Origin of the sequence: Ideonella benzenivorans (genome assembly GCF_020387415.1) — a bacterium.
Classification (GTDB): Bacteria; Pseudomonadota; Gammaproteobacteria; order Burkholderiales; family Burkholderiaceae_C; genus Ideonella; species Ideonella benzenivorans.
In genome coordinates this window covers 179,408-200,899 of the sequence record NZ_JAGWCB010000018.1, presented here as the reverse complement: position 1 = coordinate 200,899, position 21,492 = coordinate 179,408, and the positions used below count along the sequence as shown (strand labels likewise).

Here is a 21,492-nt window from a genome sequence, read left to right as displayed (position 1 = left end):
GGACCTCCATGGAACGGCCGCGTGTCACGCCGCCCCGGTTTTGCGTGCTGGCGGGGCATGCCGTGTCCCACACCGTGCTGGCGCAGCTGCGCCAGCTGCTGGAGCGGCTGGCCGGGCGCACCGAGGCGCACTGGATCCTCGGGCCGGCCCAGGAGGCCGATGTGCTGCTGCTGCCGCGGGGCCTGCCCCTGCCGGCCGTGGCGCCGCCGGTGAGCCTGGTCTGGCTGGACGCCCCCGGCGCGTCGCCCGGCGTGGGCTTGTCGCTGGCGCAACCGCTGCAGCCGGAGGCCTTGCTGGCGCTGCTGTGCGAGGTGGAACGGCGTCAGCCGCCACGGCGGCGGCCTGCCGGCCCACCCGCCTGGCACCGTGCCCAGGACGCACGAACGGACACCCGTGTGGCTGCCCCTTCGCCCACCCACCGCCCATCGTCCCGGCCTCCGCAGAGCATGCACGGCGCCTGGACGGACACGGGCCAGCTCTACCGCCTGCAGCGTTGGCCCAAGCCAGACAGCCTGACGGGACACCGTTACCTGCCGCGCCTGGCCAGTTTGCTGATGTCGCGTTCGCTGCGCCTGTCGGCGTTGGCGGCCCTGAGCAACGTGAGCGAGGCGGAGTGTGGCGCCTTTCTGGCCGAGATGGACCGCCAGGGCCTGCTGAGGCGCCTGCCGGAGGACGATCCCGTGCCGACCGGGGCTGAGCCGGATGCGGCACCAGCCTCGGCCACACCGAGCGCCACCGGTTGGCTGGCGCGGCTGCGCGCCCGCTGGCGCCATCCGAGCTGAGGCAGCCCGGGCCGCCTCAGGCTGGCTGTTCCTCGATCAGGTAGCTGGCGCCATCGAACTGCGCCAGGGCATCCACCAGGAAGGGCAGTTCGGCGGCCAGCTCCTGGTGCAGCGTCCAGGGCGGGTTCAGGATGAACACCCCGCTGCCCACCAGGCCGAAGCCTTGCGGATCGGGCTGGGCCACCGTCAGCCGCACATGCAGCCAGCCCTTGGGGGCCAGGGCGGTCAGGCGCTTGGGCAACTGCACCGCCTCCACCCGGCTGACCTGCGGATACCAGACCATGTAGACGCCTTCGGCGAAGCGCTGCACCGCCTCCCGCAGGCTGGTCACCACCTTGCCGTAGTCCTGCACCAGCTCGTAGGAGGGGTCCATCAGCACCAGCGCCCGGCGCGGTGTGGGGGGCACCTGACCCTTGAGGCCGGCAAACCCATCCTCGTTGAGCACCTGCACATGCTTGTTGCCGCCGAAGTGGGCGCTGAGCGTGCGCGCGTCGGACGGGTGCAGCTCAAACAGGCGCATCGAATCGCCCCTGCGCATCAGCTGCCGGGCGATCGAGGGCGAACCGGGGTAGAGCGCCAGCGGCGGCGTCATGCCCTTCTCCAGCACCGGGGCTTGGCCGTCCTCGCCGGGCTGCAGGTTGAACTCCTGCACCAGGCGCACATAGTCCGCGGTCAGCGGCGGCAGGTCGGCACGGCTCCACAGCCGGCCAATGCCCTCGCGGTACTCGGCCGTCTTCTGGGCCTGGGCACCCTTGAGCAGGTAGCCGCCGGCACCCGCATGGGTGTCGATGTAGCGGAAGGGCTTGTCCTTCTCGCGCAGGTAGCGCAGCACGCGCGTGAGCACCAGGTGCTTTAGCACATCTGCATGGTTGCCAGCGTGGAAGCCGTGTCGATAGGCCAGCATCGGGTGGGTTCTTTCGGATCAGATCAATCCCGCACTGTACCGGTGTCGCTACGCTTGCCGGCATGCAAAAGCTCTTCACCCCCTTCCAAGCCGGCGCGATCGCGCTGGACACCCGCGTCGTGATGGCGCCGCTCACCCGCAACCGGGCGACGAACCAGGTGCCCACCGACCTGATGGTCGCGTACTACCGCCAGCGCGCCAAGCCGGCCACCGGCATGGGCCTGATCATCACCGAGGCCACGCCGATCAGCCCGATGGCCCATGGCTACCTCGACACCCCGGGCATCTACACCCCCGAGCAGGTGGCCGCGTGGAAGAAGGTGACCGACGCGGTGCACGCCGAGGGCGGCAAGATCGTCGTGCAGCTCTGGCATGTGGGCCGCATCTCGCACAGCTCGCTGCTGCCCGGCGGCGCGGCGCCGGTGTCCTCCACCCGCAAGCCGGCCAACAGCAAGACCTACATCGCCGGGGGCTTCGCGCCCACCTCGGCGCCGCGCGCGCTGACGGTGGAAGAAATCGCCGCCACGGTGCAGGACTACCGCCACGCCGCGCGCTGCGCCATTGAGGCCGGCTTCGACGGCGTGGAGATCCATGCCGCCAACGGCTACCTGATCGAGCAGTTCCTGCGCGACAGCTGCAATGACCGCAGCGACGCCTACGGCGGCTCGATCGAGAACCGGGTGCGCTTCCTGCGCGAGGTGGCCGAAGCCATCGTGGCCGAGATCGGCGCCGACCGCACCGGCATCCGCCTGTCGCCGGTCACCCCGGCCAACGACATCGGCCAGGACAGCAACGCCCAGGCCCTGTTCGGCGCGGTGGCCGGCGTGCTGGCCCCGCTGAAGCTGGCCTATGTGCACGTGGTCGAGGGCGCCACCGGCGGCCCGCGCGACCTGTCCGACCAGGGCATCACCTTCGACTATGCCGCGCTGCGGGCGGCCTTCGGCGGCGTGGCCTGGATGGTCAACAACGGCTATGACCGGGCGATGGCGATCGCAGCGGTGGAAAGCGGTGCGGCCGACCTGGTGGCCTTCGGCAAGCCGGCCATCGCCAACCCGGACCTGGGCCGGCGCCTGCGCGAAGACGCGCCGCTGAACCCGCTGGACGCCAGCACGCTCTATGGCGGTGGCGCCCACGGCTACACCGACTACCCGACCCTGGGCTGAGCGCGCATCGGCTCAATCGACCTTGTTGCGGTGCATCTTGGCCCGGAACAGGTCGGGCAGGGCCAGCTCGCGCGGGCCGGGTTCCAGCTCAATGGCATCCCCGGCCTGCACCCAGCCCGGCTGCAGCACCGCGAAGTAGCTGCCGCAGAAGCCCGACTGGGCCATCATCTTGGTGGCCTGGGCAAAGCCCATCACCGCGTTGAACTTGAAGCAGGGCTGGCGCGGCTCGCTGACCACCAGCACCGCACGCTGGCCCTCGCGCTCGGGCAGGTGCAGCCGGTCGCCGATCCACAGCTGGCGCTCGGTCAGGCCTTCGAGCGTCAGGTTCTCGCCCACCAGGCCGGGCGGCACCTCGGCGTCCCAGCCGGCCACGCGGGCCTGGGCCCGCACGGTGCGCCAGAAGGGCAGGTGCTCGCTGGGGTAGGCGTAGACGGCCTTGGACAGGCCGCCGTGCACCGTGGGGTCGGCCTGCTCGTCGCCGGCCAACCCCATCGGGCCGATGGCCACCGGGCCGGGCTGGGGCTGTTTGACGATCGCCGTCATCACGGTGCGGCCGCCGATCTGCACCGGCCGCGCGGTGCCCACGTTCACGCTCAGGACTCTCATGCCCGCATTGTGCGGGTGCGGGCCCGGCCCCGGCGGCAATGGGGTGTCAGGGCCCGCTGCCGCCCAGCCCGGCCAGGTCCTGGCTGGCCCGGTCCACGTCGCTCTGGTACTCGGTCAGGTAGCGGCTGCGTTCCTCGCTCTGCCACTCGGCATCGGAAAAGCGGTCCAGCGCGTAGCGCTGCGAGGTGTACACCACGCCGGCGCGCCGCGGCAGCATGGCCCGGTCGGGGAATTGATCGGGCAGCAGCAGAAAGCCTTCCACGTCCTGCAGCCGCAGCGGGAAGCCGGGCTGGGCATCGCGGATCAGTCGGCCGAACAGCGTCAGACGAAAGCGCTGGGCGCCCGTGCCGACCTCATCGTTGAAGGTGAGCAGGGCCAGGGGCTGACCGCGGGCGTCCACCACCCGCGCGTTGACCACGTAGCGCCCGGCCTGGCGCACCTGCGCCTGCAGGTCGAAGACCAGCGAGCCGTTCAGCACCGATTCGCGGATGCCGCTCCATTCAGCGGGCACCAGCGGCTGGTAGACCACGTCGAAGGACACCATCCCGCTGCGGCCGTCCTGGTTGAGCTCCACCTGCACGCGCACGGTGCCGGCGTAGTCGGCAAAGCCCTGCAGCGACGGTGCCAGAAGGGCGCTGTGGGTGCCGTCCCCGGCCAGCAGGTCGGCGCCCAGGCCGGCGTCGTTGAAGTCGATCGCCACCTGCGGGCGGCCGGCGGCCTGGCGTGGGTCGGGCAGGTCGAAGGCCACCGCGCGGGGGATGGTCAGCGCCAGGCGCTGGCCGTTGTCGTCCACCGCGGCCACGGTCAGCTTCACCGTCTCGGCCCCGCTGGCGAAGACCTTTTCCTGGGTGGTGACGATGTGCACACCGGAGGCCGGGTTCTGGCCGGGGCGGCGCAGCGGCAGGCTCTGCTGGATGGGGGCGAAGGGCCGCAGTTGGTCCGGGTGCTCGCGCAGCGGGCGCGACTCCGGCGGGTAGACCGTGGCCTGGCGGTAGCTGGCCAACGTCTCCTGGGCCCGTTCCAGCCGCTCCTGGGCCAGGGCCAGACGGCGGTCGCGTTGCCTGAGCCCCGTGGCGCTGTAGGGCGCTCGGGACGCGCTGGAGGCGGGCAGGGCGGGCGCCGCGGCCACGGCGGAGGGCGTGGGCTCGCCCGGCCCCGGCGCCGCACCCGCCGACCACCAGCCCAGGCCACCGGCCAGCAGGCCCGCCCCCAGCGCCATCCAGACACGTGCGCGCATCGCCAGACCCTGGGGCGCTCAGCGCGCGTTGTTGACCATGTCAGTGCGCACCAGCGACACCACGCCGGCCCAGTTGCCGTTGGTGTAGTGGTTGTAGGCCTCGTTGTCGTCGCGGAACTTGACCGAGTGGTAGCCCCATTTGGCACGGCCTCCCTCGTTGGCCGCCGTGCCCAACGTCAGGTCGTTGCAGAGCCAGTCGCTGGGGTTGCAGAACGAGGCCCCACTGCTGCCCGAGACGCCGCCCGAGGAGTGGTAGGCCACCGCCTCGTCGTCTTGGCCAGGCAGCGCGGCCGAGTACAGCGTGCCGGAAGCGCCGGCGTACATGTAGAACCAGGTGGCACGGGTGCTGCTGTGGTCGTACAGGGCGCGGGCGGTGGTGGTCTTCAGGTCCGACACCAGCGGCTCGGAGGTCGCCCAGTCCCCCAGATCGGACAGCTCGCTGCCGCCAGCGGCCCCGGCGGCGATGTCCACCCATTTGATATTCCAGCCGGTCTGGGTGCCGGCGCCGCTGGCGCCACAGACGCCCGAGCTGTTGGGGCTGGCATTGGTGATGGTGCGGCTGCTGCCGCCGTACATCGCCAGCGTGTAGCCGATCATCAGGTCACCGGCGCTGTGGGCGGCGATGTAGCACCAGTTGCTGCCGGTGCAGTAGCAGTCCAGCGCGTTGCGGATCAGGTAGTTCTGGTCCGAGATGTGGTTGTAGCCGTCCCAATTGACGGCCTTCTTGTTCACACCTGCAGCGGTGGAAGACGGGCCCCAGTAGGTGAAGTCGGCGTAGTTGCCGGCCAACCCGCCGCCGCCACGGCCATTGACCCAGAGCGAATGGTTGGTGGCCAGGGCGGCGCCCCCGACGGCCATCGCGGCCAGGACAGCGAATGCCCATCTCCCTCGGCGTGCCTGCTTCACGGTGTTTCCCCTTCCCTGGAGGTTTCTTGTGTACACGAACGATCGTGCGGTGTGATGCTCGCGTGTCCCGCAGGAGCGCGCCATCACGAGAAACCCCCAAGTCTGAAGGGCGGGCAGGGCAGCCCGATGACGGGCCCCATGGCCCGTGCAGGCCAGGCCGGGTCAGTGCCGAGGCAGGCGGTGCAGCGTCACCGGCTTGGCTTGCGCAGGGTCGCTGCTGCAGCCGCAGCAGCCATCTCCGCCGCCGCAACCCCCGGCGCTGCGGGCGGCCTTGCGCAGCCAGCCCGCATTGGGGGCAACACGCAGCAGCCGACGGGCCAGGGGGCGGCGCAGGGCCGCCGGCAGCAGGGTCCAGCTGGCGTACAGACCAGCTCCGAGCACGATCAGGGCCACGATCACATGTTGCAGCATGGCAGCTTCTCCCAAGGCAGATCAGGCGGTCAGCGCGACCGTCACGTGGTAGGTGATGAACGCCGCCAGATAGGCCAGCGCGAACAGGTAGATGGCCATGATCACCGGGTAGCGCCAGGAGTTGGTCTCGCGCCGCACGGTGGCCAGCGTCGAGATGCACTGCGGGGCGAAGACAAACCAGGCCAGCAGCGACAGCGCGGTGGCCAGCGACCAGCTGTGGGCGATGACCGGGCTCAGCGCCTGGGCCACCGCATCGTCGGCGGCCGACAGGGCGTAGACCGTGCCCAGCGCGCCCACCACCACCTCGCGGGCGGCCATGCCGGGCACCAGGGCGATCGCGATCTGCCAGTTGAAGCCGATGGGCTCGAAGATGACTTCGAGCAGGCGGCCCAGCTGGCCGGCGAAGCTGTACTGGATGGCGGCGCCGGTGGCCCCGTCCGGCGGGGCCGGGTAGGTGGCCAGGAACCACAGCACCACGGTCAGCGCGAAGATGATCGTGCCCACGCGGTGCACGAAGATGCGAGCCCGCTCCCACAGCCCCAGTGCCAGGTTGCGCAGGCTAGGCAGGCGGTAGGGCGGCAGCTCCAGCATCAGCGGCTGGTAGCGGCTCTTGAGCCACAGGCGCTTGAAGACCCAGGCCACGACCAGCGAGCCCAGCACGCCCGCGGCGTACAGCGCGAACAGCGTCAGGCCGCGCAGGTTGAACAGGCCCACCGAGCGGTCGGGCACGAAGGCACCGATCAGCAGCGCATAGACCGGCAGCCGGGCCGAGCAGGTCATCATTGGCGCGATCATGATGGTGGCCAGCCGGTCCCGCCAGTTGGTGATGGTGCGCGTGGCCATGATGCCCGGCACTGCGCAGGCGAAGGACGACAGCAGCGGGATGAAGGCCCGGCCCGAGAGGCCCACCTTGCCCATCAGGGTGTCCAGCAGGAAGGCCGCGCGTGGCAGGTAGCCCGAATCCTCCAGCACCAGGATGAAGGCGAACAGGATCAGGATCTGCGGCAGGAAGACCAGCACGCTGCCCGCACCGGCGATGACGCCGTCCACGATCAGGCTGCGCAGCGGGCCGGCGCTCAGGTGCTCGCTGGCCCAGCCGCCCAGGGTCTTCATGCCGTTGTCGATCAGGTCGGTCGGCACGCTGGCCCAGGAGAACACCGCCTGGAAGACGATGAACAGCAGCACGGCCAGCAGGATGGGGCCGGCGACCGGGTGCATCACCCAGCGGTCCAGCCGGGCGTCCAACCGGGGCTGCGCCGGCGTGGGCGGCAGCACGCGCTCCAGGATGCGGCGCACCTGCTGCTGCAAGGCCAGCACGTTGTTCAGCGAGGTCTCGCTGACGTTGATGCAGGCCGGGGTGTGCTGGCGGGCGGCCGCGTCCAGGCTGGGGCCCAGCTGGGCCAGCAACTGGGCATGGCCATCGTTGCGCACGCCCACCGTTTCCACCACCGGGCAACCCAGCTCTTCGGCCAGGGCCTTGGTGTCGATGGCCAGGCCGCGGGCCCGGGCCACGTCGGCCATGTTCAGGGCCAGCAGCATGGGCCGGCCCAGCGCGCGCAGCTCCAGCACCAGGCGCAGGTTCATGCGCAGGTTGGTCGCATCCACCACGGCCACGATCAGGTCGGGCACGTCCTCGCCGGCGCGCCGGCCTTCGATGACCTCCAGCGTGACCTGCTCGTCCAGCGTGGCCGGGCGCAGGCTGTAGGTGCCCGGCAGGTCGATCACCGACACCGAACGGCCATCGGCCAAGCGCAGCAGGCCCATCTTGCGCTCGACGGTTACGCCAGCGTAGTTGGCCACCTTCTGGCGTGCGCCGGTCAGCAGGTTGAACAGCGCGGTCTTGCCGCAGTTCGGGTTGCCCACCAGCGCGACGCTGGGGGCGCGGCCCTTGAGTTCGCCCAGGGTGGCGGCCACGGTCTCGCTCATCGCCACGCTCCTCAGGCCGCTGCGGGCGTCACCGCCACGCAGCCGGCTTCCACCAGACGCAGGGCGAACAGCGTGTCGCCCACCTGCACCGCCAGCGGTTCGCGGCCGCCCGGGCCCCGCTGCACGATCTGCACCGGCTCGCCCGGCAGGAAGCCGAGCTCGGCCAGCCGCAGCAGCGTGCCGTCATCGATCACCGGGCTGGCCGCTTCCAGGCGGTCAACCACGGCGCGGGTGCCCGTGGGCAATTGGGACAACAACATGGCGCAAGATCCAATGCTGGTGGAACGTGAATGAGATTATGTCTCATTTAGATCCAGCCTGCAGCGCTTTGGGGGTCGGTCGGGAAATGGCCCGCATGCCGCCATGCTTGCTTTGCATGATTCCCCCGATTCGCACGCGCTGCCCGCTCAGTACACTGGCCCGCCCGACCCCGGGATTCCCATTCCCCCCTTGCCTGGACTGCCCATGAACCATCCTGCCGCTTCCGGTGTGTCGCTGAACGCTCCGGCCTACGTCAAGAATGCCCGCCTGTTGGCCTGGGTGCGCGAGATCGCGGCCCTGACACAGGCGCGGGATGTCTACTGGTGCGACGGCAGCCAGGACGAGTACGACCGCCTGTGCCAGCACCTGGTGGACGCGGGCACCTTCAAGGCCCTGCCCAAGCGGCCGGGCAGCTTCCTGGCCTGCTCCGACCCGTCTGACGTGGCGCGGGTCGAGGACCGCACCTTCATCTGCAGCCAGAAGCAGGAAGACGCCGGCCCCACCAACAACTGGATGGCCCCGGCCGAGATGCGCGCGCTGCTGCAGACCGGTGAGCAGGCCCTGTTCAAGGGCTGCATGGCCGGCCGCACGCTGTATGTCATTCCCTTCAGCATGGGCCCGCTGGGCTCGCCCATCGCCCACATCGGCGTGGAGCTGTCCGACTCGGCCTATGTGGCCGTCAACATGAAGCTGATGACCCGCATGGGCAAGGCCGTGATCGACCTGCTGGGCACAGATGGCGACTTCGTGCCCTGCGTGCACACGGTGGGCGCGCCGCTGGCCGAGGGGGCGAAGGACAGCACCGCCTGGCCCTGCAACCCGACCACCAAGTACATCGTCCACTACCCCGAGACCCAGGAGATCTGGTCCTATGGCTCGGGCTACGGCGGCAACGCGCTGCTGGGCAAGAAGTGCTTCGCGCTGCGCATCGCCTCCACCATGGGCCGCACCCAGGGCTGGCTGGCCGAGCACATGCTGATCCTGGGCGTGACCAGTCCCGAGGGCAAGATGTACCACGTCGCCGCGGCTTTCCCCAGCGCCTGCGGCAAGACCAACTTCGCCATGCTGATCCCGCCGGCGGCCCTGGGCGGCTGGACCGTCACCACCATCGGTGACGACATCGCCTGGATCAAGCCGGGCAAGGATGGCCGCCTGTACGCCATCAACCCGGAAGCCGGCTACTTCGGCGTCGCCCCGGGCACCAACTTCAAGACAAACCCGAACTGCATGGAGTCGCTGAAGAAGGACGTGATCTTCACCAACGTCGCGCTGACCGACGATGGCGACGTCTGGTGGGAAGGCATGGACGGCGAGCCGCCGGCCCACGCCATCGACTGGCAGGGCCAGGACTGGACGCCGCAGATCGCCAAGGAAACCGGCGCCAAGGCCGCCCACCCGAACTCGCGCTTCACCGTGGCCGCCACCAACAACCCGGCGCTGGACCCGGCCTGGGACGACGCCAAGGGCGTGGCCATCGACGCCTTCATCTTCGGCGGCCGCCGCAGCACGACGGTGCCGCTGGTGACCCAGGCCCGCACCTGGACCGAGGGCGTCTACATGGCCGCCACCATGGGCTCGGAGACCACCGCCGCCGCCTTCGGCGCCCAGGGCGTGGTGCGCCGCGACCCTTTCGCCATGCTGCCCTTCTGCGGCTACAACATGAGCGACTACTTCCAGCACTGGCTCGACATCGAGCACAAGCTGGAGGGCGAGGGCGCCCAACTGCCCAAGATCTTCTGCGTCAACTGGTTCCGCAAGGGCGCCGACGGCAAGTTCGTCTGGCCGGGCTATGGCGACAACGCCCGCGTGCTGAAGTGGATGATCGGCCGCATCGAGGGCCAGGCCCAGGGCGAAGGCCACTTCTTCGGCATCAGCCCGCGCTACGAGGACCTGGACTGGACCGGCCTGGACTTCTCCAAGGCCCAGTTCGACAGCATCATCGACGCCGACCCGGCCGCCTGGAAGGACGAGCTGGCCCTGCACCAGGAGCTGTTCGACAAGCTGGCCTACCACCTGCCGGCCGAGCTGAGCGCCACCAAGCTGAAGCTGGAAGCTGCGCTGGTCCGCTGAAGCCGCGACCGAGCCGGCATGGGCGACACTTGCCGCCCATGCGCCTCCAGCTCCTGTCCGACCTGCACCTCGAAACCGAGACCTTCGACCCCACGCCGGCCCCCGGCGCGGAGCTGCTGGTGTTGGCCGGCGATGTGGATGCCACCTGGGACGGGCTGGCGCGTTTTGCCGACTGGCCGGTGCCGGTGCTCTTCGTGCCCGGCAACCATGAGTTCGACCGCCGCGACGTGGACGAGGCCCTGGCGGGCCTGCGTGCGCGCTGCGCCGAGCTGGGCATCACCCTGCTGGAGCACGACGAGACGGTGCGCACCGGCGCGGACGGCCGGCGCGTGCGTTTCCTGGGCACGGTGCGCTGGAGCGACTTCGAGCTCTTCGGCCCGGCCCAGCGCGAGCGCGCGATGCGTGCGGCCAGCTACTTCACCCGGGTGCAGCAGAGCACCCGCGGCGGTGCGGTCTTCGACCCCGAGGCGGTGCGCGCTGCCGGCCTGGCCGACCGGGCCTGGCTGGAGGCCGCGCTGATGCGCCCGGCGCCAGGGGCCTGGGAGGCCACGGTGGTGATCACTCACTTTGCGCCCAGCCTGCGCAGCGCCGATCCGCGTTACGGCCGGCAGCCGGGGACGGCGAGCTTCTGCAATGCCGACGACGACCTGATCCCGCGCGCCGACCTGTGGCTGCACGGCCACCTGCACTGCCGGCACGACTACCGCATCGAACGCCCCGGCCGCGCCCCGGCGCGGGTGGTCTGCCAGGCGCGCGGCCTGGCCGCCAAGGGCGAGGCCGATGGCTTTGAACCTGGGCGGCTGATCGAGGTCTGAGCCCTGGGCACTGGCTTGATCCTGGGCAAGAATGCCCAAGGTGGCCCTGCCACACTGACCATTCACCCCTTCACAGGAGATGACGATGAAGATCCTCGTGCCCGTCGACGGCAGCCCCTACACCAAGCGCATGCTGGCCTACCTGGCCGCGCACGACGAGTGGCTGGGGGGGCAGCAGCAATACACCGTCATCACCGTGGTGCCGGCTGTGCCGCCGCGGGCCGCCGCGGTGCTGGACAAGGCCATGCTGAAGTCCCATTACGAGGACGAGGCCGAGAAGATCTTCAAGCCCATCCGCACCTTCTTCAACCGGCAGAAGATCGAGGCCGAGTTCGTGGCCAAGGTGGGTCAGGCGGCGGAGCAGATCGCCGCCCAGGCCAAGAAGGGCGGCTATGAGCTGTTGATCATGGGCTCGCACGGGCACGGCTCGTTCGGCAACCTGGTGCTGGGCTCGGTGGCCACCAAGGTCATGGCCGGCTGCGACGCCCCGGTGCTGCTGATCCGCTGAGCGGGCGAAACATTAGAAATTCAGATCGACTCTGAATTTAATTAAAGTATCTTCATTGCCGGCCCGGCTTTGCGCAGAATGGGTCCCAAGGCGCCGCTCTGGCGTCAGGACTCATTTTTTCGCGAGGTTGCGGCATGAAGGTCACTGTTCTCGGCGCCGGCATCATTGGCACGGCCACCGCCTGGTTCCTGTCCAAGGAAGGCCATGAGGTCACGGTCGTGGACCGCCAACCCGATGCCGGGCTGGAGACCACCTACGCCAATGGCGCGCAGATCTCGGTCTGCTTCTGCGAGCCCTGGGCCAATGCCGAGGCGCCCTGGAAGGTGGCCAAGTGGCTGTTCAAGGACGACGCGCCGCTGCTGTTCCGCCCCCACCTGGACCCGTACCAATGGCGCTGGGGCCTGAAGTTCCTGACCCAGTGCAACGACGCGGCCTTTGCCCGCAACGTCAAGCAGCTGGTCTCGCTGGGCATGTACAGCCATGCCGCGCTGAAGGAAATCCTCGCCTCCACCGAGATCGAATACAACCGCCTGGAGAAGGGCATCCTGCACTTCTTCTCGTCGCAGCACGACTTCGAGGCCGGTGCCGCCGCCTGCGAGCTGATGCGCAACTACGGCGTGGACCGCCGCGTGCTGAACCCCGAGGAAGTGCTCCAGATCGAGCCGGCCCTGGCCCACTCGAGCCAGAAGATCTTTGGCGGTACCTACACGCCCAGCGACGAATCCGGCGATGCCAAGGTCTTCACCCAGCAGCTGGCCCAGCGTTGCGCCGAGCGCGGCGTGAAGTTCCTGTGGGAACACGATGTGCTGGGCTTCGATGTGCGCGGCAATGCGGTGGCTGGCGTGCGCCTGAAGGACCGCACCACCGGCCAGACCCGTACCGTGACGGGCGATCAGGTGGTGGCGGCCATGGGCTCGTTCACCGCGCCGATGCTGCGCCCGCTGGGCATTGACCTGGACATCTACCCGGCCAAGGGTTACTCGGCCACCATGCGTCTGAAGAAGCCCGAGGCCGCCAGCATGGTCAGCCTGCTGGACGACGGTGCCAAGGTGGCGATCTCGCGCCTGGGTGATCACATCCGCGTGGCCGGCACCGCCGAAATGGCCGGCTTGGACACCAGTCTGGACAGCGCCACCTCGCAGGCCCGCTGCGCGGCGCTGGTGCGCCGCTACGAGCAGCTGTTCCCCGGCGTGGCCGACACCAGCGAGCCCAACTTCTGGGCCGGTCTGCGCCCCAGCACGCCGAACAACCTGCCCTACATCGGCCGCAGCAAGATCAGCAACCTGTGGCTCAACGCCGGCCACGGCACCCTGGGCTGGACCCACGGCGCTGGCTCCGGCAAGGCCATGGCTGAGCTGATCACCGGCAAGCGCCCGCAGCTGGCCTACGGTTTCTGCGGTGAGGCCTTGCCCGCGGGCAAGCCGCAGGTCGCGCTGGCGGGCTGACGCGGCCCGCGGCGGCAGTCGCACCGTCCGGGCGGCACCGGGGCAGGCACAGGCTGCGTGCCACAATCCCCGCCCGACTGTGCCTGCCTTGTCATGACGAACGTCCCTGCCTCTGGCCATCCTGTTCCCGGCTTCTGTGCCATCGACTTCGGCACCTCCAATTCCGCCATCGCGCTGCCTGTGGCCGGGCAGCGGGTGAATCTGGTCGAGGTGGAGCCCGGTCAGCGCACCATGCCGACCGCGGTCTTCTACGCGCTGGAGGACCTGGCGCCCGACGAGGCGCCTCAGCGCCTGTATGGCCGGGCCGCGCTGGGCGCCTATGTGGAAGGTGTCGAGGGCCGGCTGATGCGCTCGATGAAGAGCGTGCTGGGCTCCTCGCTGATCGAGCAGAGCACCGACCTGGGCGAGGGCCACGCGGTCACCTTTCTGGAGGTGATCGCCGGCTACCTGCGCCACCTCAAATCCCTGGCCGAGCGTGAAGCCGGCCATGCCCTCACCCGCGCGGTGCTGGGCCGTCCCGTGTTCTTCGTCGACGACGACCCGGTGCGCGACGCGCAGGCCCAGGCCGCGCTGGAGAGCGCCGCACGCCAGGTCGGCTTCACCGAGATCGGCTTCCAGTTCGAACCGATCGCCGCGGCGCTGGACTACGAGGCCACGGTGGCCCATGAGCAGCTGGTGCTGGTGGCCGACATCGGCGGCGGCACCTCCGACTTCTCCGTGGTGCGGGTGGGCCCAGAGCGGCGTGACCGCATCGACCGCGCCGACGACATCCTGGCCAGCCACGGCCTGCATGTGGCCGGCACCGATTTCGACCGCCATGTGGAGCTGGCCGCCATCCTGCCGCTGGCCGGCTACAAGGCCAAGGGCCCGGCGCCGGTCGGGCGCGAGGTGCCCAGCGGCGTCTATTTCGACCTGGCCACCTGGCACCTGATCAACGCCGTCTATGCGCTGCCGCGCGTGCTGGAACTGCGTGGCATGCGCAGCTTCTATGCCGATGCGCGCCTGCACCAGCGGCTGATGGCCATCGTCGACCGGCGCCTGGGCCATGCGCTGCTGTCCAAGGCCGAGGCGGCGAAGATCGCGGTGGCCGAGGGCCGCGAGGCGGCGATCGCGCTGGATGCCGTCGAGGCCGGCCTGCAGTCGGTGCTGGGCGAGGGCCAGGCGCTGGAGGCGATCGAGGTGGATCTGGAGCGCATCGTCCAGACCGGGCTGGAAACCGTGCGGTTGGCCGGCGTGCGCCCGGACCAGATCGACGCCGTCTACCTGACCGGCGGCTCCACCGGGCTGGCGCCGCTGGCGCAGCGCATTGCCGCGCCGTACCCGAATGCCCGCACCGTGCGGGGCGACCGGCTGGCGTCCGTGGCCCAGGGCCTGGGCCTGCACGCGCAGCGGGTGTTCCGCGGTCTGTGACGCGGTGGGGCCTTGGCCCCGCGCTGCGCCGAAGGACGGGTCAGTGGGTGCGGCGCGGCTGCTTCTTGCCACCGGCCGGCCGCGCCCCGGCGCCGCCTGGCCGCGGGCCGGGGCGGCGGGTGCCGGCGGGCCGGGAGGCGCCGGACTGGGGGCGTGTCACGTCAGCCAGCAGCAGCGTGCTGCTGACCAGGGCTTCCACCGCCTCGCCCAGGTCGGACGGCGGCTCCAGTTCCTCGATGGCCGCCAGCAGCTCGTCGGCATCCTCCAGATCGTCCGGATCGAAGGCGCGGTAGATCGCGGCCAGCGGCTCCATCACCTGCTGCGGGTCCTGCCGCATCAGCTGCGGAAAGAACTCCATCGCCAGCGCGAAGCCGGCGGCCCAGGGCATCACCGTGGCCAGCGGGTCCATCTCGTCGCCGTCTTCGTCCTCCAGCTCGAACACCCAGGGGTCGAACCACTGGCGGCCGTGGATGGCGCGGTTGAGCTCGGCATGGCGCCGCCGAGCCAGCGCGGCGATGGGGGCGGGGTCGAAGCCCTTGGGCAGGGGCCGGCCGTCGGCATCGAACACGTGGCGCAGCCAGTCGGCCTCTGGCACCGGGGCGGGTTGCAGCAGCACGCCGCAGAGAAAACCATCCAGCATCGACAGATCCAGCGGCTCGAGGGGCGCCGGCACGGCGTCGAGCGCGGTTTCCAAGGCCGACATCTCGGCGTCGGTCAGCGGGGCGAGGGAAGGGGAAGCAGCCATGGTGACATTGTCGCGGCAAGTGCCTTGTCCCTCTTCAGGGGGATAACAGGACGCCGGAATTTCCTTACAGTGGCGACCATGGATGCTGACCTGTGCCGGTCAGTTCCGCCAGTCCCAACGACGTCCTCTTGGAGGACTTGACCGGCCTGTCCTGCAAGGGACAGGCCGTCTTTTTTTTGTGTGGGCGGGGCCAGGGGCCTCAGCCCGCCGGTGCCTCCCCCCGGAAGCCCGCGCGGAACTCCGCCTGCAGGAAGGTCACCAGCAACTGCACCGGCCGGGGCACCTGGGCGGTACGGGGCCGGATGGCCCAGAGGTGGCTGCCGAACACACCGGCCGGCCGCCAGCCGGTCAGCACCGGCACCAGGCGTCCGCTGCGCAGGGCGGCCTGGGCGCTGAAATCCGGCAGCAGGGCAATGCCCAGGTCGGCCAGCGCCGCCTCCCGCAGGGCCTCGCTGTTGTTGGCGGCCAGCGGACCGGCGATGCCCACCGTCACCCGCTCGTCGCCGTCCACCGGCTCGAAGCTCCAACCCGGGGCCTCGCTCTCGCGCAGGTAGTACAGGCAGCGGTGCCGGGCCAGGTCGCGCGGGTGCTGCGGGGCCCCGTGGGCCGCCAGGTAGCCCGGGCTGGCCACCAGCAGGGTCTCGGTGGGGCACAGGGCCCAGGCGACGTGGGTCTCCGGTGGGTGGGTGGTGTGCCGCAGCGCCAGGTCGAACCCTTCGGGCGCCAGCGCGGCCAGCCGGTCGGACAGGTCCAGCTCCACCCGCACCTCGGGGTACTGCTGCAGGAAGCGGGGCAGCCGCGGCAGCAGCTGCTGGCGGGCCAGTGCCACCGGGGCGGTCAGGCGCAGCAGGCCGCGCGGCTGGCCGGCCAGGTCGTGCACGCCGGCAAAGGCCTCGGCGATGCTGGCAAAGGCCGGGCGGCTGCTGTCGGCCAGCCGGCGGCCGGCCTCGGTCAGCCGCACGCTGCGGGTGGTGCGGCGCACCAGCGGCACGCCGGCGGCGGCCTCCAGCTCGCTGATGCGCAGGCTCATCGCCGCCTTGCTCAGGCCCAGGCGGCGGGCGGCGGCGGTGTAGCTGCCGGCTTCCCCCAGCACGGTCAGCGCATGCACGTGGGCCCACAGCGCGGGCAGGGGGCGCGGAGCAGGCGGCAGGGCATCGTCCATGGGCTTATTGTTCAGTTTGACAAACAATGATTCCAGAATCTGGGCATTGGCGCCAGGGCCGCGTCTGCCTAGACTGCGGCCCACTCACCCCTCATCCAGGAGACAACCATGGGCGCCCCCGAAGCCTTCACCCGCAGCACCGACATCGGCCACTTCATCGGCGGCCAGCCGGTGCCCGCCACCAGCGGCCGCAGCCAGGCCGTCTACAACCCCGCCACCGGGGCGGTGAGCTGCCAGGTGCAGCTGGCCAGCGCCGAGGATGTGAACGCCGCCGTGGCCGCTGCCGCCGCCGCCTTTCCCGCCTGGGCCGACACGCCGCCGATCCGCCGCGCCCGCGTGCTCAACAAGTTCCTGGGCCTGCTCAACGAGCACCGCGACACCCTGGCCGCGATGATCACCGCCGAGCATGGCAAGGTCTTCACCGACGCCCAGGGCGAAGTGACCCGCGGCATCGAGATCGTCGAATTCGCCTGCGGTGCGCCGCAGCTGCTCAAGACCGACTTCACCGACCAGGTGGGCACCGGCATCGACAACTGGACCCTGCGCCAGCCGCTGGGCGTGGTGGCCGGCATCACGCCGTTCAACTTCCCCTGCATGGTGCCGATGTGGATGTTCCCGGTGGCCCTGGCCACCGGCAACACCTTCGTCCTGAAGCCCAGCGAGCGCGACCCGAGCCCCAGCCTGTTCATCGCCGAGCTGCTCCAGCAGGCCGGCCTGCCCGATGGCGTCTTCAACGTGGTGCAGGGTGACAAGCTGGCGGTGGACACGCTGCTGGCCCACCCGGACGTGAAGGCGGTGAGCTTCGTCGGCTCCACCCCCATCGCCCAGTACATCTACGAGACCGGCGCGAAGAACGGCAAGCGCGTGCAGGCCCTGGGGGGCGCCAAGAACCACATGGTGGTGATGCCCGACGCCAACCTGGAGCAGGCGGTGGATGCGCTGATCGGCGCGGCCTACGGCTCGGCCGGCGAGCGCTGCATGGCCATCTCGGTGGCCCTGCTGGTGGGCGACGTGGCCGACAAGATCATTCCGATGCTGGCCGAGCGCGCCAAGACGCTGAAGATCAAGAACGGCATGGCGCTCGATGCCGAGATGGGCCCGATCGTCACCCGCGAGGCGCGCGACCGCATCGAGGGCTACATCGCCGCCGGCGTGGCCGAGGGCGCCACCCTGGTGGTGGACGGCCGCGGCACCACGGTGGCCGGCCACGAGAAGGGCTTTTGGACGGGGGGCACGCTGTTCGACCACGTCACCCCGGCCATGCGCATCTACAAGGAAGAGATCTTCGGCCCGGTGCTGGCCTGCGTGCGGGTCAAGGACTTCACCGAGGCGCTGGACCTGATCAACGCCCACGAGTTCGGCAACGGCGTGGCCTGCTTCACCAGCGATGGCCAGGTGGCGCGCGAGTTCGGCCGCCGCGTCCAGGTGGGCATGGTGGGCATCAACGTGCCCATCCCGGTGCCCATGGCCTGGCACGGCTTTGGCGGCTGGAAGAAGAGCCTGTTCGGTGACATGCACGCCTACGGCGAAGAGGGCGTGCGCTTCTACACCAAGCAGAAGAGCATCATGCAGCGCTGGTCCAACAGCATCGCCAAGGGCGCCGAGTTCGTGATGCCCACGGCCAAATAAGCCCCGGGGGAAACCCTCGGCATACTCCAGGGGGTTGATGCAGATCAGCCCACACGCTGGACAAGGCGGGGGGATCGGCCCGAAGCTGTGGCTTCGGGAGGATCCGCCATGTCGGCTGCAGACGCTTCATCCCCATCGGTCGAGGCTGCGCCTGACTTGGCGCGGGCCCAGTCGCTCTATCGCCAGCGCGCGGCGGGTTACGACGCCGAGCTGGTGCCGTTCGAGCCCTTGCGCCGGCAGGCGGTCGACCTGCTGGACCTGCGGCCCGGCCAGCAGGTGCTGGACCTGGGCTGCGGCACGGGGCTGAGTCTGCCGCTGCTGGCCGAGAAAGTCGGCCTGACCGGGCGGGTCTGGGGGCTGGAGCCCTGTCCCGAGATGGCCCGCCGGGCCCGGCAGCGCTGCGCCCAGGCGGGCTGGCCCCAGGTGCAGGTTTGTCAGGGCGACGCCAGGGCGGCGACGGTCTGGCCGAAGGATCTGCAGGCCGATGCGGCGCTGTTCCAGTTCTCGCACGACATCCTGCAGCAGCCCGAGGCGCTGGCCGCCGTGATGGCCCGTTTGCGCCCGGGCGCCACCGTGGTCTCCTGCGGGCTGGAATGGGCGCCTGCCTGGGCCTGGACGGTCAATGCCTGGGTGCTCAGCGCGGCGCTCTATTCGGTCACCGACCTGCGGCAGATGCACCAGCCCTGGCATCTGCTGGCCGACTGGCTGCCCGATCTGCAGGTGCACAGCACCTGGATGGGCTGCATCTATTTCGCGGTCGGCCACGTGCCTGACGCGCCGGTCTCCCCAGTTTGAGCCGGGGGCTTGCCAGTCTTTTATTGCGGCGCACAATGAGGCCATGAACACCCTCGCGCTCACTGCCGACCGCCCCCAGACACTGGGGGAGGAGATCGCCAACGCGATCAGCCATGGCCTGGGCTTCTTGCTGGCCGTGGCATCCCTGCCCATCCTGCTCTGGCAGGTTCGACACCAGGGCGCAGGGGCGCTCAACCTCATCGCGGTCAGCGTGTTCTCAGGCACGATGATGCTGTTGTACCTGGTCTCCGCGGTCTACCACGCGCTGCCCCAGGGCCGGGCCAAGCTGTGGATGAACCGGGCCGACCACGCCGCCATCTACCTCTTCATCGCCGGCAGCTACACGCCGTTCGCGCTGGGCGCGTTGCGCGAGCATGGCGGCTGGTGGCTGTTCGCGGTCATCTGGGCCCTGGCCGTGGCCGGCGTCACCGTCAAGCTGCTGGACCGGCTGCGCCATCCCTGGTGGTCCACCGGGCTGTATGTGGCCATGGGCTGGCTGGCGCTGTTCGCCGTCAAGCCGATGGTCGAGCAGATGAGCGTTGCCGGCCTGGTCTGGCTGGTGGTGGGCGGCCTGAGCTACACGCTGGGCGCGGTGGTCTTCATGCTGGACAACCGCGTGCGCTACGCCCATTTCGTCTGGCACCTGTTCGTGCTGGGTGGCAGCACCTGCCACTTCTTCGCAGCGCTCTGGCACGCGGTCTGACCCGCTGGGCGCCCGTCCCGTGGCGCGGTAAGGTCGGGCCATGAGCTTCCTGCTGGCCCTGGACCAGGGCACCTCCAGTTCACGCAGCATCGTGTTCGACGACCAGGGCCGCATCCGCGCCCACGCGCAACGCGAGTTCCGCCAGCACTTTCCGCAGCCCGGCTGGGTCGAGCACGACCCGCTGGAGATCTGGCAGACGCAGCGCGACACCGCCCGCGAAGCCCTGGCCCAGGCCGGTCTGGCTGCCCGCGACCTGCGGGCCATCGGCATCGCCAACCAGCGCGAGACCACCGTGGTCTGGAACCGCCGCACCGGCGCGCCGCTGCACCGGGCCATCGTCTGGCAGGACCGGCGCACCGAGCCGTTGTGCGCCCGCTGGCGCGCCGCCGGGCTGGAACCGCTGGTGCGCGAGCGCACCGGTTTGCGGCTGGATCCGTACTTCTCGGCCAGCAAGCTGCGCTGGCTGATCGACGAGGTGCCGGCGGTGCGCGAGGCCGCGGCCCGGGGCGAGCTGGCCTTCGGCACCGTGGACAGCTGGCTGCTGTGGCAACTCACCGGCGGGCGGGTGCATGCCACCGACGTGACCAACGCCTCCCGCACGCTGCTCTACAGCCTGCAGGCCGGCGGCTGGGATGCCGAGCTGCTGCAGGGCCTGGACCTGCCGGCCGAGGCCTTGCCGGCGGTGCACCCCAGCAGCCACCTGTTCGGCGAGACCGAGGCCGAGGTGCTGGGCGCCCCGGTGCCGGTGGCCGGCATTGCCGGCGACCAGCAGGCCGCGCTGTTCGGCCAAGCCGGCTGGACCCCGGGCATCGCCAAGAACACCTACGGCACCGGCTGCTTCCTGCTGATGCACACCGGCGCCCAGGCCCGGCCCAGCCAGCACGGCCTGCTGACCACCGCGGCGGCGGCAGCGCCGGGCCAGCCGCCCCAGTTCGCGCTGGAAGGCAGCGTGTTCATCGGCGGCGCGGTGGTGCAGTGGCTGCGCGACGGCCTGCGGGCCATCCGTGCCAGCTCCGAGGTGCAAGCCCTGGCCGAAAGCGTGCCCGATGCCGGTGGGGTCATGTTCGTGCCGGCCTTCACCGGGCTGGGCGCGCCCTACTGGGACCCGGACGCGCGCGGCACCGTCGTCGGCCTCACGCGCGGCAGCACCGTGGCCCACATCGCCCGCGCCGCGTTGGAGAGCATCGCCTTCCAGAGCGCCGCGCTGCTGCAGGCCATGGGGCAGGATGCGCTGGCGGCGGGCGGCACGCCGGTCAGCGAGCTGCGGGTGGACGGCGGCGCCAGCGTCAACGACCTGCTGATGCAGTTCCAGGCCGATCTGCTGGGCATTCCGGTTGTGCGCCCGGCGGTGGTGGAGACCACGGCGCTGGGCGCGGCCTACCTCGCCGGCCTGGCCACGGGCCTGTGGAGCGGACCGTCGGCCTTGGCGGCGCAGTGGCAGGTCGAACGCCGTTTCGAGCCCACGTTGCCGCGCGACCAGGCCGAGGAACGCCTGGCCCGCTGGGCGCGCGCGGTGCGCCAGGCGCGGGCCGGCTGATCTGCCGGCGGTCGGCTCAGCGGTCGCTGGCGTCCACCGGCAGGCGGATCTCGTTCCAGAAGCGCTCCATCGCCAGGTAGGTGTAGGAGGCCGACCAGCCGATCAGCACCAGGCCGTTGAGCGCCTCCGTGCCGGCCAGCAGGCGCAGCGGCCCCACCGGCACCAGGTCGCCAAAGCCCAGTGAGGTGAAGGTCTCGGCCGAGAAGTACAGGCTGTTGACCAGGTGCGGCAGGCCCGCCGCAGTGAGGCTGCCCAGGTGCAGCCACTGCAAGCCATAGAGCGTCACCCCGTAGAGCAGGATTTCCAGCGCATGCGCCAGGAGCACCGCGAACATCACCACCAGCAACTGGGTGCGGTGCGGAATGACCAGCCGAGGCAGCAGGCGGTCCACGCGGCTGAGCACCTCGTAGTGCAGCAGCGTGGTCAGGGCCAACAGGGCCAGGACGGAGAGCGTGACGATCAGCATCCTGGCTGAAC

General features: G+C 70.4%; 21 protein-coding genes. 11 read left to right on the top strand and 10 right to left on the bottom strand.

The window, feature by feature from the left end:
- The first annotated feature begins 8 nt into the window (after nucleotides 1-8).
- A complete protein-coding gene (locus KGA65_RS17345) occupies nucleotides 9-782 on the top strand; it encodes a hypothetical protein (protein WP_225864378.1) in 774 nt (257 codons plus the stop codon).
- 16 nt (nucleotides 783-798) lie between these two features.
- Here KGA65_RS17345 and KGA65_RS17340 read toward each other — a convergent pair whose 3' ends face one another.
- Nucleotides 799-1,686, bottom strand: a complete 888-nt coding sequence (locus KGA65_RS17340) for a 23S rRNA (adenine(2030)-N(6))-methyltransferase RlmJ (RefSeq protein WP_225864377.1) — start codon at nucleotides 1,684-1,686, stop codon at nucleotides 799-801.
- Nucleotides 1,687-1,748: 62 nt separating this feature from the next.
- Between KGA65_RS17340 and KGA65_RS17335 the strand changes: the two genes are divergently transcribed.
- On the top strand, nucleotides 1,749-2,849 hold the full coding sequence (locus KGA65_RS17335) for an alkene reductase (protein ID WP_225864376.1): 1,101 nt from the start codon (nucleotides 1,749-1,751) through the stop codon (nucleotides 2,847-2,849).
- A gap of 12 nt (nucleotides 2,850-2,861) precedes the next feature.
- Here the strand turns inward: KGA65_RS17335 and KGA65_RS17330 are convergent, their stop codons facing one another.
- The 6 genes from KGA65_RS17330 to KGA65_RS17305 all read right to left on the bottom strand — a co-directional run bounded on the left by KGA65_RS17330 (nucleotide 2,862) and on the right by KGA65_RS17305 (nucleotide 8,195).
- The gene (locus KGA65_RS17330) at nucleotides 2,862-3,455 is read right to left on the bottom strand and encodes an MOSC domain-containing protein (protein ID WP_225864375.1); all 594 of its coding nucleotides are present in this window, start codon (nucleotides 3,453-3,455) and stop codon (nucleotides 2,862-2,864) included.
- A gap of 46 nt (nucleotides 3,456-3,501) precedes the next feature.
- Nucleotides 3,502-4,692, bottom strand: a complete 1,191-nt coding sequence (locus tag KGA65_RS17325) for a hypothetical protein (RefSeq protein ID WP_225864374.1) — start codon at nucleotides 4,690-4,692, stop codon at nucleotides 3,502-3,504.
- 18 nt (nucleotides 4,693-4,710) lie between these two features.
- Nucleotides 4,711-5,550: a hypothetical protein gene (locus tag KGA65_RS17320; protein WP_225864373.1), complete on the bottom strand. Its 840-nt coding sequence runs from the start codon at nucleotides 5,548-5,550 to the stop codon at nucleotides 4,711-4,713.
- A gap of 210 nt (nucleotides 5,551-5,760) precedes the next feature.
- Nucleotides 5,761-6,009, bottom strand: a complete 249-nt coding sequence (locus KGA65_RS17315) for a DUF6587 family protein (protein WP_225864372.1) — start codon at nucleotides 6,007-6,009, stop codon at nucleotides 5,761-5,763.
- Between the two features lie 21 nt (nucleotides 6,010-6,030).
- Nucleotides 6,031-7,935 (bottom strand): ferrous iron transporter B, encoded by a 1,905-nt coding sequence (gene feoB / locus KGA65_RS17310; protein ID WP_225864371.1) that lies wholly within the window; start codon nucleotides 7,933-7,935, stop codon nucleotides 6,031-6,033.
- An 11-nt stretch (nucleotides 7,936-7,946) separates the two neighbouring features.
- Nucleotides 7,947-8,195 carry a FeoA family protein gene (locus KGA65_RS17305; protein WP_225864370.1) on the bottom strand — a complete coding sequence of 83 codons (249 nt, stop codon included), beginning with the start codon at nucleotides 8,193-8,195 and terminating at the stop codon, nucleotides 7,947-7,949.
- Between the two features lie 205 nt (nucleotides 8,196-8,400).
- Here KGA65_RS17305 and KGA65_RS17300 point away from each other — a divergent pair, with 205 nt between their 5' ends.
- The 5 genes from KGA65_RS17300 (at nucleotide 8,401) to KGA65_RS17280 (ending at nucleotide 14,444) form a co-directional block, all read left to right on the top strand.
- A complete protein-coding gene (locus KGA65_RS17300) occupies nucleotides 8,401-10,266 on the top strand; it encodes a phosphoenolpyruvate carboxykinase (GTP) (RefSeq protein WP_225864369.1) in 1,866 nt (621 codons plus the stop codon).
- Nucleotides 10,267-10,304: 38 nt separating this feature from the next.
- A complete protein-coding gene (locus tag KGA65_RS17295) occupies nucleotides 10,305-11,081 on the top strand; it encodes a metallophosphoesterase (RefSeq protein WP_225864368.1) in 777 nt (258 codons plus the stop codon).
- An 85-nt stretch (nucleotides 11,082-11,166) separates the two neighbouring features.
- Nucleotides 11,167-11,589 (top strand): universal stress protein, encoded by a 423-nt coding sequence (locus tag KGA65_RS17290; RefSeq protein WP_225864367.1) that lies wholly within the window; start codon nucleotides 11,167-11,169, stop codon nucleotides 11,587-11,589.
- A 134-nt stretch (nucleotides 11,590-11,723) separates the two neighbouring features.
- Nucleotides 11,724-13,034 (top strand): D-amino acid dehydrogenase, encoded by a 1,311-nt coding sequence (locus KGA65_RS17285; RefSeq protein ID WP_225864366.1) that lies wholly within the window; start codon nucleotides 11,724-11,726, stop codon nucleotides 13,032-13,034.
- A gap of 93 nt (nucleotides 13,035-13,127) precedes the next feature.
- Complete coding sequence (locus KGA65_RS17280) at nucleotides 13,128-14,444, top strand: Hsp70 family protein (RefSeq protein ID WP_225864365.1); 1,317 nt, start codon at nucleotides 13,128-13,130, stop codon at nucleotides 14,442-14,444.
- A 40-nt stretch (nucleotides 14,445-14,484) separates the two neighbouring features.
- Here the strand turns inward: KGA65_RS17280 and KGA65_RS17275 are convergent, their stop codons facing one another.
- The gene (locus KGA65_RS17275) at nucleotides 14,485-15,189 is read right to left on the bottom strand and encodes a YecA/YgfB family protein (protein ID WP_225864364.1); all 705 of its coding nucleotides are present in this window, start codon (nucleotides 15,187-15,189) and stop codon (nucleotides 14,485-14,487) included.
- Between the two features lie 199 nt (nucleotides 15,190-15,388).
- A complete protein-coding gene (locus KGA65_RS17270; RefSeq protein ID WP_225864363.1) occupies nucleotides 15,389-16,351 on the bottom strand; it encodes a LysR family transcriptional regulator in 963 nt (320 codons plus the stop codon).
- A 108-nt stretch (nucleotides 16,352-16,459) separates the two neighbouring features.
- Between KGA65_RS17270 and KGA65_RS17265 the strand changes: the two genes are divergently transcribed.
- From KGA65_RS17265 to glpK, 4 genes are all read left to right on the top strand, one after another.
- Nucleotides 16,460-17,980 (top strand): CoA-acylating methylmalonate-semialdehyde dehydrogenase, encoded by a 1,521-nt coding sequence (locus tag KGA65_RS17265; protein WP_225864362.1) that lies wholly within the window; start codon nucleotides 16,460-16,462, stop codon nucleotides 17,978-17,980.
- Nucleotides 17,981-18,088: 108 nt separating this feature from the next.
- On the top strand, nucleotides 18,089-18,775 hold the full coding sequence (locus KGA65_RS17260) for a class I SAM-dependent methyltransferase (protein ID WP_225864361.1): 687 nt from the start codon (nucleotides 18,089-18,091) through the stop codon (nucleotides 18,773-18,775).
- Between the two features lie 43 nt (nucleotides 18,776-18,818).
- Complete coding sequence (gene trhA, locus KGA65_RS17255) at nucleotides 18,819-19,478, top strand: PAQR family membrane homeostasis protein TrhA (RefSeq protein WP_225864360.1); 660 nt, start codon at nucleotides 18,819-18,821, stop codon at nucleotides 19,476-19,478.
- Nucleotides 19,479-19,518: 40 nt separating this feature from the next.
- The gene (gene glpK / locus KGA65_RS17250) at nucleotides 19,519-21,015 is read left to right on the top strand and encodes a glycerol kinase GlpK (protein ID WP_225864359.1); all 1,497 of its coding nucleotides are present in this window, start codon (nucleotides 19,519-19,521) and stop codon (nucleotides 21,013-21,015) included.
- Between the two features lie 16 nt (nucleotides 21,016-21,031).
- Here the strand turns inward: glpK and KGA65_RS17245 are convergent, their stop codons facing one another.
- Complete coding sequence (locus KGA65_RS17245; RefSeq protein WP_225864358.1) at nucleotides 21,032-21,481, bottom strand: potassium channel family protein; 450 nt, start codon at nucleotides 21,479-21,481, stop codon at nucleotides 21,032-21,034.
- Nucleotides 21,482-21,492: the final 11 nt, after the last annotated feature.

What these genes read in the sequence shown, in the direction of transcription:
- KGA65_RS17345 (WP_225864378.1), top strand. Translation starts at nt 9, where the DNA reads ATGGAACGGCCGCGTGTCACGCCGCCCCGGTTTTGCGTGCTGGCGGGG.
- KGA65_RS17340 (WP_225864377.1), bottom strand. Translation starts at nt 1,686, where the DNA reads ATGCTGGCCTATCGACACGGCTTCCACGCTGGCAACCATGCAGATGTG.
- KGA65_RS17335 (WP_225864376.1), top strand. Translation starts at nt 1,749, where the DNA reads ATGCAAAAGCTCTTCACCCCCTTCCAAGCCGGCGCGATCGCGCTGGAC.
- KGA65_RS17330 (WP_225864375.1), bottom strand. Translation starts at nt 3,455, where the DNA reads ATGAGAGTCCTGAGCGTGAACGTGGGCACCGCGCGGCCGGTGCAGATC.
- KGA65_RS17325 (WP_225864374.1), bottom strand. Translation starts at nt 4,692, where the DNA reads ATGCGCGCACGTGTCTGGATGGCGCTGGGGGCGGGCCTGCTGGCCGGT.
- KGA65_RS17320 (WP_225864373.1), bottom strand. Translation starts at nt 5,550, where the DNA reads ATGGCCGTCGGGGGCGCCGCCCTGGCCACCAACCATTCGCTCTGGGTC.
- KGA65_RS17315 (WP_225864372.1), bottom strand. Translation starts at nt 6,009, where the DNA reads ATGCTGCAACATGTGATCGTGGCCCTGATCGTGCTCGGAGCTGGTCTG.
- feoB (WP_225864371.1), bottom strand. Translation starts at nt 7,935, where the DNA reads ATGAGCGAGACCGTGGCCGCCACCCTGGGCGAACTCAAGGGCCGCGCC.
- KGA65_RS17305 (WP_225864370.1), bottom strand. Translation starts at nt 8,195, where the DNA reads ATGTTGTTGTCCCAATTGCCCACGGGCACCCGCGCCGTGGTTGACCGC.
- KGA65_RS17300 (WP_225864369.1), top strand. Translation starts at nt 8,401, where the DNA reads ATGAACCATCCTGCCGCTTCCGGTGTGTCGCTGAACGCTCCGGCCTAC.
- KGA65_RS17295 (WP_225864368.1), top strand. Translation starts at nt 10,305, where the DNA reads ATGCGCCTCCAGCTCCTGTCCGACCTGCACCTCGAAACCGAGACCTTC.
- KGA65_RS17290 (WP_225864367.1), top strand. Translation starts at nt 11,167, where the DNA reads ATGAAGATCCTCGTGCCCGTCGACGGCAGCCCCTACACCAAGCGCATG.
- KGA65_RS17285 (WP_225864366.1), top strand. Translation starts at nt 11,724, where the DNA reads ATGAAGGTCACTGTTCTCGGCGCCGGCATCATTGGCACGGCCACCGCC.
- KGA65_RS17280 (WP_225864365.1), top strand. Translation starts at nt 13,128, where the DNA reads ATGACGAACGTCCCTGCCTCTGGCCATCCTGTTCCCGGCTTCTGTGCC.
- KGA65_RS17275 (WP_225864364.1), bottom strand. Translation starts at nt 15,189, where the DNA reads ATGGCTGCTTCCCCTTCCCTCGCCCCGCTGACCGACGCCGAGATGTCG.
- KGA65_RS17270 (WP_225864363.1), bottom strand. Translation starts at nt 16,351, where the DNA reads ATGGACGATGCCCTGCCGCCTGCTCCGCGCCCCCTGCCCGCGCTGTGG.
- KGA65_RS17265 (WP_225864362.1), top strand. Translation starts at nt 16,460, where the DNA reads ATGGGCGCCCCCGAAGCCTTCACCCGCAGCACCGACATCGGCCACTTC.
- KGA65_RS17260 (WP_225864361.1), top strand. Translation starts at nt 18,089, where the DNA reads ATGTCGGCTGCAGACGCTTCATCCCCATCGGTCGAGGCTGCGCCTGAC.
- trhA (WP_225864360.1), top strand. Translation starts at nt 18,819, where the DNA reads ATGAACACCCTCGCGCTCACTGCCGACCGCCCCCAGACACTGGGGGAG.
- glpK (WP_225864359.1), top strand. Translation starts at nt 19,519, where the DNA reads ATGAGCTTCCTGCTGGCCCTGGACCAGGGCACCTCCAGTTCACGCAGC.
- KGA65_RS17245 (WP_225864358.1), bottom strand. Translation starts at nt 21,481, where the DNA reads ATGCTGATCGTCACGCTCTCCGTCCTGGCCCTGTTGGCCCTGACCACG.